This window comes from Traorella massiliensis (genome assembly GCF_900104665.1).
GTDB classification, from domain to species: domain Bacteria; phylum Bacillota_I; class Bacilli_A; order Erysipelotrichales; family Erysipelotrichaceae; genus Traorella; species Traorella massiliensis.
In genome coordinates, this window is the sequence record NZ_LT629969.1 from 198,399 (window position 1) to 213,618 (window position 15,220).

Genomic DNA, 15,220 nt, shown 5'->3' on the forward strand with positions numbered 1-15,220 from the left:
CAATATGAATCAGAAAGAAAGAGAAATTTATTTAATTGATCGATTGCTGATGGAGCGTCATCAGCAAGCAGATAAAAATGCGTATAACTTTGATCTGTATCGAGCATTAGTGAATCTACGAGAACCTTTGCCAATGGATGATGAGTATTTGAAAATAGAAGATGAATATTTACAACAGATTTTAAAGGAAAAAGGAATCATAAAATTGGATGATGATGAACGGATCGTTATATGGCAAGGAGATATAACACGTTTAAAAGCGGATGCGATCGTCAATGCTGCTAATGAACAGATGCTAGGATGCTTTGTTCCTGGACATCACTGCATTGATAATGCGATTCATACGTATGCAGGAATAAGATTGCGTTTAAAATGTAATGAGCTAATGAAAAAACAGGGATATTTAGAACCAACAGGACAAGTAAAGGTTACACCTGCTTATAATCTTCCAAGTTGTTATGTATTTCATACAGTAGGACCGATCGTATCTTCTACGCTAACAAAAAGGCATGAGGAACTGTTGAAAATGTGTTATCAGAATTGTCTGAAAAAGGCAGATGAAATGAAGCTGGATTCCATTGCTTTTTGTTGTATATCAACAGGTGTTTTTCGTTTTCCACATGAAAAAGCTGCCATGATTGCTATTGATACGATCAAACGATATTTACCTGCTTCTCAGTTGAAACAAGTTATTTTTAATGTGTTTAAAGATGAAGATAAAGAAATATATGAAAAATTGAGTAAGGACGAAAAGTAGTACTTAATCGAAAAGAAAAAGAAGAGATTTTAAATAAAAAAGTTAAATAAAAAAAATGAGCGCACTAAAAACAAGTGCACAAATGAAATAAAATAAATTTAGCGAAAATCAGGTTTCATTTTTAATCCAAGCATCAAGATGAATATTGATGGCGGCAAAGATTGAAAAGAAAGCTGCTTTGGAGTCTTCACGAATTCTCATCTGATGAAGATGATAGTCATTGAGAATTCTATTATTGATTCTCTCAGTACAAGTTCTATTTTTGTATAGTTCTTTCCATTTATCTGTTTTGTAAGGAACAGGGCCAAAAAGACGCATATCAAGCGAATCGTTAATGTAAACAGTTCTACCATATGGAGAAGGAGAACATGTATCTGCATGTGGACAAGAATCAATCAATCCCATTTTTAGAGGACAACGGAATTTTCTTCTTTGCCTTTGATAGTCGTAGCCACAGTGATACATTTCAACACCACAATCACAAATTGGTTTGCCGTTTTCACTAATAGAATCAAAGTGTTTATAAATATTTTTACCCAATTTACGTTGATTGAAATCAATGATTGGGATAATATTATGGTGACGCAGAAATTGGTAAACGGCAGAAGAATCGCTTGCGGAATCGAAACACATGAATTTTGGAGAGAGTTCAGGGTTAATGTCAAGGAAACGAGCGGTAGAGGAAATGGAAGACAGAGCATCATGACGAGAAGCTTTCTCTAAATCGATAAAGACGGGAAGGTCAGTATGGATTAGAGGGTTATGATAAGAAATGTTATAGAGAGTATAACCGAAGTAATACATTCCAAGATCACTGTCCCAACCAAAATCTGCGTTTTTAGCGCTATAACGATGAGTGTTTAAAATATTGTCATCTTTAATGATTTGATGACCAAAAGGAGAAGCATGAATATGAAAAGCAGAACCATCACCAGAAAAGACAAGATTGTAGGAATATGGTAATATTTTAAGTAAGATAAGTTTTAAAGGAGGAGTATGATGAGTAAGATTTCAATGGGATTTATTGGCTATGGTAATATGGCACAGGCCATAGCTAAAGGACTTGTGAAAGAAAAAGTAATAAGTCCGGAAAATATCTATGCCTGTGCGAAACATTATGATAAGTTAGTAGAAAATACCCAAAAGCTAGGAATCAATCCTTGTGAGGATGCAGAAGATGTCGTTAGAAAGGCTGATATGATCGTAATTGCTGTTAAGCCTTATCAGATTGAAGAGGTGGTAGGGCCGCTTGGTAATGCACTTATTGGAAAGATCGTTGTATCGGTAGCTGCTGGCTATACTTTTGATAAATATGAAAAGATTCTTCCTGAAGGAGTTCATCATATCAGCACGAATCCAAATACACCGATTGAGGTAGGAGCTGGAATGATCGCATGTGAAGATCACCATAATTTAAGTGAGGATGAACTACGGTTTTTCTATCAGGTGTTTGAACCGATTGCCTTGATTGAAATGGTAGAAACTTCTAAATTGTCGATTGCCGGAACGATTTGTGGCTGTACACCGGCTTATACAGCGATGTATATGGAAGCTTTGGCAGATGCCGCTGTTAAGCATGGATTGCCACGTCAAAGTGCTTATCGTATGGTTGCGCAGATGATTTATGGCACGGGGAAATTATATTTAGAAACGGAAACTCATCCGGGAATCATGAAGGATAAAGTGTGTTCACCCAATGGAACAACAATCAAAGGGGTAGCTTCATTAGAAAGGGATGGCTTTAGAGGAGCCGTCATATCAGCGATCGATGCTGCTGAGAATAAAAATGAGTATTGAAATATAGTCATAATATCATTTATAATTGATTAAAAGAGGGGGATATCATATGATGGAAAAGTTAAGATTATATTTAACACGTAAAAATGTTTATTTAGGAAATGTAGTGATTGGAATCGTTGCTATTGTTTTGGGAATCCTGTATCTTTCTGCTGGTGGAAATGTCTCAAGCCTTGATGATTTGGGAAATGCTTTGTCGCTTCTTAAATTTATGTGTGTACTCTTTTACATTGATTTGTTTTTTTCGTTGCTTTTGAGCATTTCTCTCGCTTTTCGTTTGTTTTATATCAAGGATAATGAAATCACAGTTAAGATTTTAGGTGGTTTAAGTGTATTTAGTACACTGATGGGACTTTTAAGCTTTTCAGGTGTACATGCACTTTATCAGTTGTTGAATGGTAATTTTATGGCACTTTTTGGCTTGAGTGGTATAGGCAGCTTAGGTACGATGCTATTTCTATTTATAGCTTGTGAAATTGCTCAAGGCGGTTTTGCTGGTTATCTTTTGTTTGTCAAGAAAACAGAGGAATTGGATGTGTCTGCAGTAAAAGAGGATGCTGAACAGCTTGGAGAATTTGCAAAGGAAAAAGCTTCTCTAGCTATGGATGCTGCTAGTAAAGGTGCGAATAAACTTTCTGAGAAGTGGAAAGCTTACTATGCGACTGAGAAAGGAAAAAAGACAGTACGCTATGGTGGTATTGGTATTGCTGGTGTGATCATAGTGATTGCTGCAGTAAGTATTTATTTCAGTTTGAAGAAAACTCCTATTGATCTTACTTCAACGTGTGAATTGACATATAGCGGGGTATCGGGAGAAGGTTATGCTGATGTCAATTGTAATGTAGATTATGATAGAAATAATACAAATTTTATGACTTTTGTAAATAATGTATACTATGAAATTGAAAATAATGGTTCATTGTCAAATGGAGATACGATAGTATTAAAGGCAATATATAGTGAAGAAACAGCAAAAGGAAGTAAAATTGAAGTGTTAAATCCACAAAAAGAATTTACAGTTGAAGGATTAGAAGTAGTGTATCGTACATTTGAAGAAATCCCTGAAGATGTGTCTTCACAATTTGCACAAGCTACAGAAACAGCATTAAAAGAAGATATTGAAGAAACTCAAAGCTTTTTTGGACCTGATACAGTCGTAATGAACAGTTGTGATTTGATTGGGGTTTATTATACTTATAACAGTTATTATCATGAAGGTACGGCTTATTATGTATATCGAACGAATGTTACTGAAGAGTACACGTCACAAACAGAAACAAATACAGAGTATTATAGTGTCCGTATTAATCCTATCAGCAGCAGTGAAGATGTGGATTTAGAATCAGACTCGTTAATAATATCACAGATAAATTTATATAGTGATGAAAAAACAGATGAAGAAGCAATTGATTATTTTAAGTCATATCAAAGTGATTTAGAGGTCGTTCGTGAATCTCTATCTGATGAAACTTATGTTGATGAGACAGTACAAAAAGAAAATTAAAGGATGGGATACATCTAATGCAATAAATAAGGATTTACAGAAATGTCGAATTTATGAATCTCTCATACAAAAAGATGAGGGATTTTTTTGATGTGTAGGGCTGATGTATTCACGCAGCACAAAAAAATTCAATTGAACCTTGTTTTTTTATTTGGTTTTACAAGTTAGATTAATATATCTTACAATATGATATCTTTGATTTATTGGTCCTTTTTCTCTTGAATGATCGTTTTTTTATTTTTGTTATATTCGTTGGTATATTCTCATCATTCTATCTGTATAGTCTTTTCTTGGCTCATCATCTTCACTCAGTATGGTTTGGATTAATCAGATGGTCTGTATCAGTCTGTAATATTTTTAATGAAATGATTTTGAATATCCATGTATCCTTATAGATATCTCCTGTAGTATCATAACAGGATGATATTCGTTAAACTTTTTCATTTTCATTCAATTTTTCAAATGATTGTAGAGGGTGTATTGATATCCCAGCATAGTTTTGCCTGCAAATTATCTCTGACTATCGAATATGGATCTAGTTAATACATCAAGTTTTGATGAATTCAAACAGTCGAGCGAATTAGAAAGCAGGTCCTGAACCTGCTGATTTCCTTTTGTTGTTTTTGAAAAAAATTCTGACATTCTTCAGTAGAATAATTTTAGAAAAAGACAGTCCTTGTAAGTTTTGAACTGCTCTTTATTCTGATCGTCATAAAAATTCATTAGTTGATGCAATTGAGAATTGCCTCTTCTCGATAATAGATTATCACTTTTGATAAGATCAATGCGATATTTTTATGGACTTGGTAAGATAATCAAATAAGCTATAAGCTGTATCAAACGATTACATATTTCTTTGTGGTTTCAATTTCTTGATTTTTTTAAAGTAAATGTTTCAGCTTGACAGATTTTGCCTATAAATCAAGTAGTTATTTGATGAATATTGGTTTTTTTATATTGTTTATAATCTTTTTCCTTGAATAAAAAATTTATAAAATTATTGCTCTGGATAGATATTTCTTCCAGATTCATATGCTTCGTTTAAATGCTTCGTTTTGTCAATCTGAGGCTTTCCGTCAGTGTGACCACATCCGCCAGCCAAAAGCATACCTTTGTCTTTAAACCCAATATAATTTATAAATACATATTGATAATAGGATACAGCCTGTTCAAATGTCCAGAAATTATTACCTGCAGCTGTCATAAGAAGTGCACAATCTTTTATTGGGTATTTCTCATGTCTTCCAAATGGAGGGTTTTCATCTTTTATGGCTATACAATAAAATCGCTCAATAAATGCTTTTATTCTAGCAGACATTGACCAAAAATAAAGTGGAGACGCAAAAACAAGACAATCAGCCTCTTTGATTTTGGGTACTAGACTATTAAAAGCGTCTTTTTGAATGCACGGCTTTTCATAGCGGCATGCATTACACCCTAAGCAAGGTTTTACCTCATTTTTTACAAGTGAGATTACTTCAACTTTATGACCTTTTTCAGTAGCTCCTTTGGCAAAGCTTTCTACAAGCTGTGCAGTATTACCTTTTGCTTTTCCACTACTCTGAATTATAAGTATTTTTTCATATATCTAACCTCTCTGAAAATATATAGGATTTCTGGCATCTATTATGACCAATTCTTAAATTCCACTCGGGAACTAATATATTATAAAATGAAATACATTGATAATCAATACCAATAATATATGCCATTTGTTCGCTTTATAGAAGATTTTTTCTATGATCTTCATTTGTACATACTCATATGTTAATTATTTTCTGTATACATTCTAAGGTACTTTATCAGTAAAATAAACGTTCAGTCTGCTGCTTGTCAGCCAGATTATATAGGTGGTTTTATTGAGAGAACATAATTTACTGATATTTAAATTCTTATTTTGGTTGCATTTGGGATTTATCCTTTTATTTTTAACCTACATATTTTATAATTGTCACGATTTAATTTAATTATAAAGTTTCCTAAGTATTAGGAAATTTTATAATTCCTATCATTTAAGAATAAGGTATCTCTAAAATGTAAAAAAGTATTTTATTATATAGACAAGGAAAGGAGGGATAAAATGGAAGATATAGTTATGATATGCTGTCAAATAATTTCTAAAGTTGGAGAAGCAAAAAGTTTATTTGTTGAAGCTATGAGAAAAGCGAGAAAAAAAGAATATAATAATGTTAATGAGCTAATGAAAAAAGGTGAACAGCGAATGTTAGAAGGACAAAGAATTCATGCTCAAATGCTACAGAAAAGTGCTTCTAAAGATGATAATTTAGAAATTAATTTATTACTCATTCATTCTGAAGACCAGATGTCAAGTGTAGAAACGATTTCCGTAATAGCGGAAGAATACATAGCTTTATGTAAAGAAATATTATGAGGTGGATTATGAGAAAATTTTATTTGTTTTGCAATATGGGAATGTCAACAAGTTTATTATCGCAGTCAATGCAAGAAGCAGCTACGAAATATAAATTACCAGTGATGGTTAAAGCATTCTCTTTTACAGAGATTGATGAAAAAATTAAAAATGATACTCCTGATGTTATATTGTTAGGTCCGCAGATTGGATTTAGAAGTGAAACAATTACTGAAAAATATAAGCAAATTCCGATTGGAGTAATATCTGCAGAAAATTATGGAATGGTTAATGGTGAAGCAGTATTAAAACAAGCTATTTATTTACTTAAAACATTTAATAAAAAATAAAAGGAGGAGAAACCAATGAAAAAAAGCTTAGATAAATTAATTAATGTATGTAATAAAATTTCACAAAATCAATACATGACAATAATATTTCAGGCATTTACACCAACTATGCCATTGCTGATTATATGTTCTATGTTTATGATCATAATTAGTTTTCCAGTAGAGTCTGTAGCCAATTTTATAAATTCTATTCAAATTGGTGAAGCATCATTATTCAATATTTTATTGCAGGGCACAAACGCATGCTTTAGCTTTCTTGGCCTATATATGGTTGTTGGTACTGCCTATGCTTATGCTAAAGTTAAAAATCTTGAAAGAATCAATCTATGTATTTTAGCTATGGGATGCTATTTTTTGATTATGGGTGATCTTTCAACGGATCGAACAGGTTCCAATGGTATAATGATTGGAATTGTTACAGCATTATTTGTAGGATATATTTATGAAAAAATACATAATAAAGGCTGGCGGATAGCATTGCCTAAAGGTACTCCTGAGGCCGTTGCTGATTCATTTATATCTTTGATTCCTTCAGCTATAGTAATTTGTATATTTTTATTGGTTTTCCTTGTAACTTCTGCATTTGGATATAATACATTTGATTTAATTAATATATTATTAAATAATTCATTGGGAATGGTAGCGACTTCTGTATGGGGATATATGTTTTTATATCTAATTAAAATGGTACTTTGGGTATTTGGGATTAATAGTGCTTTTGTACAAACTATTTGTATGCCTTATTTTTATCGAAATGATGCCATAAATTTAGCTTACTTTACTAAAGGAATAGGCAATCCGGAAATTTTGACAAGTTTTTTTGAATATCATTATGCTGGTTATGGTGGTGCTGGCAGTGTGCTGGCACTAGTTATTGCAATGTTTATTTTTGGAAAATCAAGACGATCAAAAAAAGTCCGCGGAATTTCCTTGATACCAGCACTATTTAATATTTCAGAACCACTAGTTTATGGATTACCAATGATGTTAAATCCCTATATTGCAGTTCCTTTTATTTTAGTACCAATTGTTAATATTGGGTTATCATATTTTGCAACAAGTATTGGATTGGTTGCATTTACTAATGGTGCTTCTATTGCATGGACTTGTCCAGTTATTATTTCAGGATTTTTAGCTGGTGGAATATCTGTCGCATTAATGCAATTAGTTTTGGTAATTATAGATGTTTTAATATATGCACCTTTCTTTATAGCTCTTGATAGAACATATCTTAACCAAGAAGAAACAGAAACAATCACTTTAACAGATGCTGATAGCATTGATCTGGAAAATGTAGATTTGTAGTAGAAATGGTAAAAAAATTGGAGGTTAAAATGAAATTAGGAGTATCAGTATATCCAGAACAGGAAACAATAGAAGAAATTGAAAATTATTTAAAGCTTGCTAATAATTATGGATTTACTCGTGTATTTACAAGTTTATTTTCTGTACAGGATGATAAAAGTAAAATCATTTCTTATTTTAAAAAATTGTCTGAAATAGCTCATAATAATCATATGGAAGTGATTGGCGACTGCAATTCAAAATTTATGCAAAAAATGGAAGCTACGCCTTCAGATTTATCTGTATTTGAAGAAATGGGATTTGACGTATTGAGAATGGATGGGGTTTTTGGTGATTACCGAGATTTAGAAATGATTGAAAATAAATATGGAATAAAAATTGAATTAAATGCAAGTGAAATGCAGGCTGTAGAGGGAATACTAGAAGCAGGAGGTAATCCTAAAAAAATAATGGCTTCATATAATTTTTATCCATTAAGAAATACTGGGGCGAGCCCGGAAGATGTAATAAAGGTAAATAATTTTTTTGAAAAAAAAGGTATTGAAGTTGAAATTTTTATATCGTCGGCAGTAGAAAATGCCCATGGGCCATGGCCTCTTAGGGATGGACTTCCAACTATAGAAATGCATCGTGATATACCACCATCTTTGCAGCTTAAACATTTGCTTGCAATGGGAGGAATCAGTTCAGTTATATTTGGAAATGGTCATGCCTCAAAAGAAGAGTTCGAAGATATTCAGAAAGTGATAAAAGAATCATATGTTACGGTAACAGATAAAGAAGGCATTTTTAAGGGCAATACTCATTTTGTTCCTGAAGGAGATATTTTGAGAATACCATTAACAATTATAGTGAACGAAAATATCAGTAAAGATGAAATGGATATTCTATTTAGTTATGATAAACATAATGTGGCAGAATATAATCATACGATATTTAGATCGAGATGGTCACGTTGTGTATTTACAAATAGTGATATAGCTTCTATTAAAGCAAATAAAGAATATTATAGTCCTGGAGATATTATTATTATCAACAATATCATTCCTAGATATATGGGTGAACTACATATTGTGAGAAAAGCTATTAAAGCAGAACCATATCATAATTATGTGGGTCATATTATTGACGAAGAGATGTTTCTTCTAGAGTATCTAGATCCAGGAAAATGTTTTTCTTTTGTAAGAAAATAAAATATTATTAAGAAAGGAATATTCAACTTAACCATGGAGATTTATTAAACAAAAATAAAGATTGACACAAGTTGAATAAATGGTATTTTATAATTATGCTAAATAAGAGACAGTTTTTCATATTAGAAATTTTAAAACAAAGAAAAGATTATATCACTGGTAAAGAATTATCAGAGCTTTTTAAAGTGACTGATAGAACAATTCGTAATGATATACTAAATATAAATATTGTTTATGATGATATTATTATAGCAAATAAAAGATTTGGTTATAAGTTGTGTGAAAATTCCTTTCTTGATGATGAAATATCAGCTGCTCCAACAACTAAAGATGAAACAGCTCATGCTATACTCAGAAAACTTTTATTGGCAAAAGACAATTCAGTTCGAATTCAGAAGCTTGCTGAGGAATTATATATCAGTGATTATTTAATCAAAAAAGACATTAAGCTTTTAAATAATATGATTTCCAAGTTTGGTTCACTTATAATAGAAAGGAAACATAATTGTCTGGTTTTAAGTGGTAAAGATGAAGAAAAGAAACAATTATTAAGTGAATTAATAAAAAAAGAAGCTAAAGGAAATTTTGCCAATATTACCTCAGTTGCAAAATTATTTGAAGGATTTGATTTGGTTTATCTGAAAGATAAATTGTTAAAAATTTTATCTAATAAAAATTATCAAATAAAAATCGAATATATACCTTTAATCATGATACATATAGGTGTAATAGTTAGTCTTGCCAAATATGATAAAGGAATGGAATTTTCTGAAAAAGATGAAGTTCCCATAAATCTAGAGGAATCAATTCTGGTTGAATACTTCAATTCCATAAAAAAAGAGATGGGCATCAATATTTCGTATTATGAGATTAAAGAAGTTGCGTACTTATTACATTCTGTAAGGTTAGCAGAACGGCCAGCGAATAATCAAAATAGTAATATGACAGTGTTAGAAATAATTAATGCTATTAAAGATACTATTTATGAAAATTATGGCATTGATTTCAAAGATGATTTTCTTTTTACAAACAGTCTTTCGTTACATTTAGAATCTTTATTTAAACGAATAAAAGAAAATAACGAATCAATTAATAATGTGTACCTATCTGATATAAAAAGTAAATTTCCGCTTTTATTTGAAATGGCCGTAACATCAAAGAAAATTATAGACAAATATTTGAATACTTCTATAAATGAAGATGAGATTGGACTTCTTTGTTTGCATTTTGGTACTGCTTATGATAGATATATTCAAAATGATAAATATAAAGTTTTGTTGATTTCACCTTTAGGGGCAGCAACGACTGAAAATTGTATGACAAAAATAAATAAATCTTTCAATTCAAAACTAAACATTGTAGATGTATCTGCATATTTAGATGAAGTAAATATCAATAAGCAAAATATTGACTTTGTATTGACTACCATTCCTTTAAGAACTACACAGATAATTAATATTCCTATTATTGAAATCAATGTTTTTTTAACAAGCGAAGATGAATTTATGATACATAAGGTGTTGTTAGAGTTAGATGAAAAAAAGAATGCGAAATTGGTTCAAGAGTTTAAAAATAAATATGTAAAAAAAGAATTATTTTATACTTATTTTTCGAGTAAAAAACCAAAAGAAATAATTAAAGTTATTACAGATGATATGGTGAAATTTGGGTATGTAGATGAGACATATTTTGAGCGTATTATGGAAAGAGAGCAGGCGGCATCAACAAGCTTTAAAAATGGTTTTGCATTACCCCATGCTACGGACTTTTCTGCAAAAAAAACAGCTGTTTCTATTTCAGTTTTAAGTAAACCAATCATATGGGGATCATATCCAATCTCTGTTATTGTTTTACTTGCTATTTCTGAAGATGATAAAAATGTTTTTCGTTTCTTTGTGGAACATATTGGAAAATTATTCAATGACCCAAAGACAGCTGCTCAATTAATCAATGCAAACTCTTATTTCGAATTTATAAAATATTTATGAAAAGAGAGGGATAATACAATGTTTACTAAAATATCTACAAAAAAAGCGCCAGCAGCAATTGGACCATATTCTCAAGCAATACTTTTAAATGATTTTTTATTTGTATCAGGACAATTACCTATTGATCCAGATACAAGTAATATTGCTTCCACAATAGAGGAACAGACTCGGCAAGTCATGAAAAATCTTAAAGCAATACTAAAAGAAGCAAAAATGACAACAGATAATGTTATTAAAACAACCTGTTTTTTAGCTAATATGGAAGATTTTTCTGTATTCAATCAAATTTATAGTGAAACATTTACAAATTGCCCGGCTCGATCTTGTGTAGCTGTTAAAGAGTTACCAAAAGGAGTATTATGTGAAATAGAGGTAATCGCACATATTTAATATAAAAAGGTGGACAAATGAAAAACAAAATGATAGACGCATTTAAATATGCACAAGGAGGATTGTTTAGTAAGGTTGAAAAAGCAGATGTAGGCGGATCATATCAAGAAATGGAAAGAAAGGGAATCCGTCTGATGGGATGGGCTGACCCATTTATGCCAGATTATTCTTTACCTGCTCATGTGAAAAAAGCGCTTATGACGGAAATAGATCAGGCAGCTGCTCCACACTATACCGCTCCTATTGGAAATCAAGAATTGAAAAATGAAATTGCAAAAAAATTAAAAGAGAAGAATCATTTAAAAGTTGATCCTTGTAGAAATATTCTTATCACACCTGGATCTGATAGTGGTCTTTATTTTGCAATTTTACCTTTTATTGATCAAGGTGATGAAGTATTGATTCCATCTCCTAGTTATCCAAATAACTTCTTGAACATTTCGATTATGAAAGGAAAACCTATCAGTGTTCCTTTAAGTAAAGAAGAACATTATCAACTGAATGAAGAAATATTGGAGAAGTATTGTACTCCTAGGACTAAAATGATTCTATTAACACATCCGAATAACCCTACAACAACAGTGTTTAATAAAAAGTCATTGGAGATATTGAGAAACTTTGTTATTAAACATGATCTTATACTTGTTTGTGATCAAGCGTTTGAGGATTTTTGCTATGAAAATGAATTTATTACTCCGGCATCATTAGAAGGAATGTTTGAGAGGACAATCACTGTTTTTTCTTTTTCAAAAGGAATGGGACTTAGCGGATTAAGAGTAGGATATCTTGTATGTAGTGATATTATAATGGATTCTATGTTTGCAAATGCCGTTTCTGTATTAGGTGCTACGAATACAATGTGTCAACGTGCAATCATTCCGGCTTTGAAAGATTCTTCTTTTATGAATGAATTTAAAGAAGCTTTTGATTATCGCCGGCATCAGGTTTTTAAAATAATAAATTCAATTCCAAACGTTTCTATGGATTTGCCTGAATCAGGTTTTTTAGGATGGATTGATGTCTCTAAGATTGGAAATTCTTCCGAAATCGTTTCTTATTTAATACGAGAAGCTAAAGTTTCTGTAAATGATGGTATAAATTATGGTATAGGTGGAGAGGGCCATTTAAGAATTGTATTAGGTGTATATAAAGATAATGATAAAGTAATTAATGCATTATATAGCATAAAGGATGCATTAATAAAATGGCAAAATTTATCTAAGAAAGACCAGGTGATAGATATTAAGATATAGCACCGATAGTATTGCCACACGATTTGATGATACCAAATAACGTTAAAAAAGCTATCGAAATGTGATAGCTTTTTTATGTATGTGTGGACCGTCACGATAAATATTATTTTAATGTAAATCCTTTTTTTATTGATGGTATATATCGTTTTTGATTTCTGTTTATATTGTATAAAAGGACTACGATTCGCGAATGATGATATGTACTCAAATCATTGATTTGCTTGTCTTTATGAATGGTGACTCTTTCCATGAGTACCTACAATCAAGATATTTGTAGTGAGAAATTTTGAAGATAATATTGAAGTGATCGAGAAGAGGTTTAGGGATTTTAAAAGGTCTTTTATAGCTATTATTTATAAATAAGGAATTGTCCATTCTCAATAGCAGTAGAGATAGAATTCAATTGAGATTTTGAAATATTCAAAACAAAAGAAATAATTTGATCGATTTCATCCATAAAAAATACCTTCTATAAATAACGGTTTACAGAACCATTATCTCATAGAAGGTGATAGACGATTATTTTGAATAATCACGTTTTCCGAAAATATCGCTTCCGATATGTACCATCGTTGTTCCATGACGCAGTGCAATCTTGTAATCATGGCTCATACCCATGGATAATTCTTGAAAGTGATATTTATTTTTTAACTGTTCTGCCTTACAAAAGACTTCTTCAATTCTCTTTTCATCATCCGTATTCGGACCGATGACCATCAGCCCTTTGATCATGACATGCTTATAAGCATGTGTCAAGACATCCTCTAATTCATCTTCATCAAAACCAAACTTCGTTTCTTCATGAGCAAGGTTTACCTGCAACAAGACATTGACGATAATATCTTTTTTTTGAGCTTCCTTTTCAATGGTTTCCAATAAATGAAGCGAATCAACAGAATGAATAAGAACGACCTTATCTACGATATATTTCACTTTATTTGTCTGTAAGTGACCGATCATATGCCAGCGTATATCTTCATCAGGCCGATATTTTTCAAGCAGCTCCTGTACCTTGTTTTCACCAAAGTCAAGCTGTCCGGTCTGGATGGCTTCATCGATACAATTGCGGGGATAAGTTTTGCTGACGGCAATTAAACGAACATTTTCTGGTAAAGTATTTTTAATTCTGTAAATATTTTCTTGAATCATGACCATAAACAAAAAAACAGGATTACATACCCTGTTTCTTTAATGTTCTCAGTGCGCGAGCAGAAATACGCATCTTTTGAGGCTTACCATCTACTACCACTTTTACTTTTTGTAAATTCACATTCCATTTACGACGAGTAGCACGCAATGAGTGAGAACGTTTATTCCCTGTTAAAGGGCCTTTACCAGAAATTGCACAAACTCTTGACATAACGTAAACCCTCCTTTCGACTTACTTGTCCATAATTTGCTTTATTACTATACCATTATCTAACCTAATTTGCAAGTATAAATTTTAGCGATTTTCAGCGATTTTTAAGGCTAATTCGAATGCAAGAAAGACAATTTTGACTTTTTCATCTAATTTCGCATGTCCGCTTAAAGAACGTGGATCCCAGTCGCTGTGATCTAAGTTATCTCCGGCATAAAAGTATTGGAAAAAATCAATGCCTCTAAAATCACACATGGCCTGCATTGCAGCACACTCCATTTCAACACATAAAGCACCTTGTGCTTTTCTTCGATTTACCTTATCTCTAGTTTCACGATAAAAGGCATCTGTTGTCCAGCATCTGCCCTCAATGTAAGGATAACCGCTCTCTTTACAAATTTGTTTAAATTCAGGTACATACTTTTTATTTACTTGAATCGTATCGCTGGCAGGAGCATAGTGATAACTGGTTCCTTCCTCACGTAAAGCACTTGTTGGAATGATAATACCGCAATCTTCGATTGATTGATCTAAGACACCGCAGTTTCCTAAAAGAATTAAAGCTTCACTGCCCATCTGATGCACTTCCTCATAATCTCCCACACACATCGGAGCACCAACATAAGATTTATAGAAGGAAAATTTATGATCTTTATAGGTAATTTCATAAATAGGATTTATACCATTGCATGATGTATTATAAGCTATTTCTTTATGTTCAAGAAGACTCAATACTTCTTCAAAAAGTGTTTTTGAAAAAACAGAAATCGTAATAGGGGGGAAATCTTTGATTTTATCAACCGTTTTTTCAGGATCAATGACGGCTTTTTTTGTTGGGTCAAATTCTTCTAGCAGCATGTTATCACCTCATTATTATCCTATTCTAGCATATCTTATTTTAAAGTCAATAAAGCCTTTTTGTAATCTTTCCACTTTCAGGAAAACACTTCCA

General features: G+C 31.7%; 15 protein-coding genes. 10 read left to right on the plus strand and 5 right to left on the minus strand.

The window, feature by feature from the left end; genetic code table 11:
• Nucleotides 1–4 precede the first annotated feature (4 nt).
• Nucleotides 5–757 (plus strand): protein-ADP-ribose hydrolase, encoded by a 753-nt coding sequence (locus BQ5367_RS08205; protein ID WP_071442052.1) that lies wholly within the window; start codon nucleotides 5–7, stop codon nucleotides 755–757.
• A gap of 108 nt (nucleotides 758–865) precedes the next feature.
• On the opposite strand, the gene BQ5367_RS13365 is transcribed toward BQ5367_RS08205, so the two are convergent.
• The gene (locus tag BQ5367_RS13365) at nucleotides 866–1,561 is read right to left on the minus strand and encodes a transposase (protein WP_143052371.1); all 696 of its coding nucleotides are present in this window, start codon (nucleotides 1,559–1,561) and stop codon (nucleotides 866–868) included.
• A gap of 195 nt (nucleotides 1,562–1,756) precedes the next feature.
• Here BQ5367_RS13365 and proC point away from each other — a divergent pair, with 195 nt between their 5' ends.
• Nucleotides 1,757–2,554, plus strand: a complete 798-nt coding sequence (gene proC, locus BQ5367_RS08215; RefSeq protein ID WP_235858753.1) for a pyrroline-5-carboxylate reductase — start codon at nucleotides 1,757–1,759, stop codon at nucleotides 2,552–2,554.
• A gap of 49 nt (nucleotides 2,555–2,603) precedes the next feature.
• The gene (locus BQ5367_RS08220) at nucleotides 2,604–4,058 is read left to right on the plus strand and encodes an MFS transporter (RefSeq protein WP_083383211.1); all 1,455 of its coding nucleotides are present in this window, start codon (nucleotides 2,604–2,606) and stop codon (nucleotides 4,056–4,058) included.
• A gap of 997 nt (nucleotides 4,059–5,055) precedes the next feature.
• On the opposite strand, the gene BQ5367_RS08225 is transcribed toward BQ5367_RS08220, so the two are convergent.
• The gene (locus BQ5367_RS08225) at nucleotides 5,056–5,646 is read right to left on the minus strand and encodes a flavodoxin family protein (protein WP_071442055.1); all 591 of its coding nucleotides are present in this window, start codon (nucleotides 5,644–5,646) and stop codon (nucleotides 5,056–5,058) included.
• 492 nt (nucleotides 5,647–6,138) lie between these two features.
• Here BQ5367_RS08225 and BQ5367_RS08230 point away from each other — a divergent pair, with 492 nt between their 5' ends.
• The 7 genes from BQ5367_RS08230 to BQ5367_RS08260 all read left to right on the plus strand — a co-directional run bounded on the left by BQ5367_RS08230 (nucleotide 6,139) and on the right by BQ5367_RS08260 (nucleotide 12,908).
• A complete protein-coding gene (locus tag BQ5367_RS08230) occupies nucleotides 6,139–6,450 on the plus strand; it encodes a PTS lactose/cellobiose transporter subunit IIA (protein WP_071442056.1) in 312 nt (103 codons plus the stop codon).
• An 8-nt stretch (nucleotides 6,451–6,458) separates the two neighbouring features.
• Entirely contained in the window at nucleotides 6,459–6,779 is a 321-nt protein-coding gene (locus tag BQ5367_RS08235; RefSeq protein ID WP_071442057.1) for a PTS sugar transporter subunit IIB, read from the plus strand.
• A 15-nt stretch (nucleotides 6,780–6,794) separates the two neighbouring features.
• Nucleotides 6,795–8,084, plus strand: a complete 1,290-nt coding sequence (locus tag BQ5367_RS08240; protein ID WP_071442058.1) for a PTS sugar transporter subunit IIC — start codon at nucleotides 6,795–6,797, stop codon at nucleotides 8,082–8,084.
• A gap of 29 nt (nucleotides 8,085–8,113) precedes the next feature.
• Nucleotides 8,114–9,277 carry a MupG family TIM beta-alpha barrel fold protein gene (locus BQ5367_RS08245; protein ID WP_071442059.1) on the plus strand — a complete coding sequence of 388 codons (1,164 nt, stop codon included), beginning with the start codon at nucleotides 8,114–8,116 and terminating at the stop codon, nucleotides 9,275–9,277.
• A gap of 71 nt (nucleotides 9,278–9,348) precedes the next feature.
• On the plus strand, nucleotides 9,349–11,265 hold the full coding sequence (locus BQ5367_RS08250) for a BglG family transcription antiterminator (protein WP_143052372.1): 1,917 nt from the start codon (nucleotides 9,349–9,351) through the stop codon (nucleotides 11,263–11,265).
• Nucleotides 11,266–11,283: 18 nt separating this feature from the next.
• Complete coding sequence (locus tag BQ5367_RS08255; protein ID WP_071442061.1) at nucleotides 11,284–11,655, plus strand: RidA family protein; 372 nt, start codon at nucleotides 11,284–11,286, stop codon at nucleotides 11,653–11,655.
• A gap of 17 nt (nucleotides 11,656–11,672) precedes the next feature.
• A complete protein-coding gene (locus BQ5367_RS08260; protein ID WP_071442062.1) occupies nucleotides 11,673–12,908 on the plus strand; it encodes a pyridoxal phosphate-dependent aminotransferase in 1,236 nt (411 codons plus the stop codon).
• Between the two features lie 519 nt (nucleotides 12,909–13,427).
• Here the strand turns inward: BQ5367_RS08260 and BQ5367_RS08265 are convergent.
• The 3 genes from BQ5367_RS08265 to BQ5367_RS08275 all read right to left on the minus strand — a co-directional run bounded on the left by BQ5367_RS08265 (nucleotide 13,428) and on the right by BQ5367_RS08275 (nucleotide 15,126).
• Entirely contained in the window at nucleotides 13,428–14,057 is a 630-nt protein-coding gene (locus BQ5367_RS08265; protein ID WP_071442869.1) for a YggS family pyridoxal phosphate-dependent enzyme, read from the minus strand.
• A 22-nt stretch (nucleotides 14,058–14,079) separates the two neighbouring features.
• Entirely contained in the window at nucleotides 14,080–14,268 is a 189-nt protein-coding gene (gene rpmB, locus BQ5367_RS08270; RefSeq protein ID WP_071442063.1) for a 50S ribosomal protein L28, read from the minus strand.
• Between the two features lie 84 nt (nucleotides 14,269–14,352).
• Nucleotides 14,353–15,126: a nucleoside phosphorylase gene (locus BQ5367_RS08275; protein WP_071442064.1), complete on the minus strand. Its 774-nt coding sequence runs from the start codon at nucleotides 15,124–15,126 to the stop codon at nucleotides 14,353–14,355.
• Nucleotides 15,127–15,220: the final 94 nt, after the last annotated feature.

Coding starts and splice junctions, on each gene's coding strand:
- BQ5367_RS08235 (WP_071442057.1), top strand. CDS start 6,459: ATGAGAAAATTTTATTTGTTTTGCAATATGGGAATGTCAACAAGTTTA.
- BQ5367_RS13365 (WP_143052371.1), bottom strand. CDS start 1,561: ATGTATTACTTCGGTTATACTCTCTATAACATTTCTTATCATAACCCT.
- BQ5367_RS08265 (WP_071442869.1), bottom strand. CDS start 14,057: ATGATTCAAGAAAATATTTACAGAATTAAAAATACTTTACCAGAAAAT.
- BQ5367_RS08205 (WP_071442052.1), top strand. CDS start 5: ATGAATCAGAAAGAAAGAGAAATTTATTTAATTGATCGATTGCTGATG.
- BQ5367_RS08260 (WP_071442062.1), top strand. CDS start 11,673: ATGAAAAACAAAATGATAGACGCATTTAAATATGCACAAGGAGGATTG.
- BQ5367_RS08245 (WP_071442059.1), top strand. CDS start 8,114: ATGAAATTAGGAGTATCAGTATATCCAGAACAGGAAACAATAGAAGAA.
- rpmB (WP_071442063.1), bottom strand. CDS start 14,268: ATGTCAAGAGTTTGTGCAATTTCTGGTAAAGGCCCTTTAACAGGGAAT.
- BQ5367_RS08275 (WP_071442064.1), bottom strand. CDS start 15,126: ATGCTGCTAGAAGAATTTGACCCAACAAAAAAAGCCGTCATTGATCCT.
- proC (WP_235858753.1), top strand. CDS start 1,757: ATGAGTAAGATTTCAATGGGATTTATTGGCTATGGTAATATGGCACAG.
- BQ5367_RS08255 (WP_071442061.1), top strand. CDS start 11,284: ATGTTTACTAAAATATCTACAAAAAAAGCGCCAGCAGCAATTGGACCA.
- BQ5367_RS08240 (WP_071442058.1), top strand. CDS start 6,795: ATGAAAAAAAGCTTAGATAAATTAATTAATGTATGTAATAAAATTTCA.
- BQ5367_RS08230 (WP_071442056.1), top strand. CDS start 6,139: ATGGAAGATATAGTTATGATATGCTGTCAAATAATTTCTAAAGTTGGA.
- BQ5367_RS08220 (WP_083383211.1), top strand. CDS start 2,604: ATGATGGAAAAGTTAAGATTATATTTAACACGTAAAAATGTTTATTTA.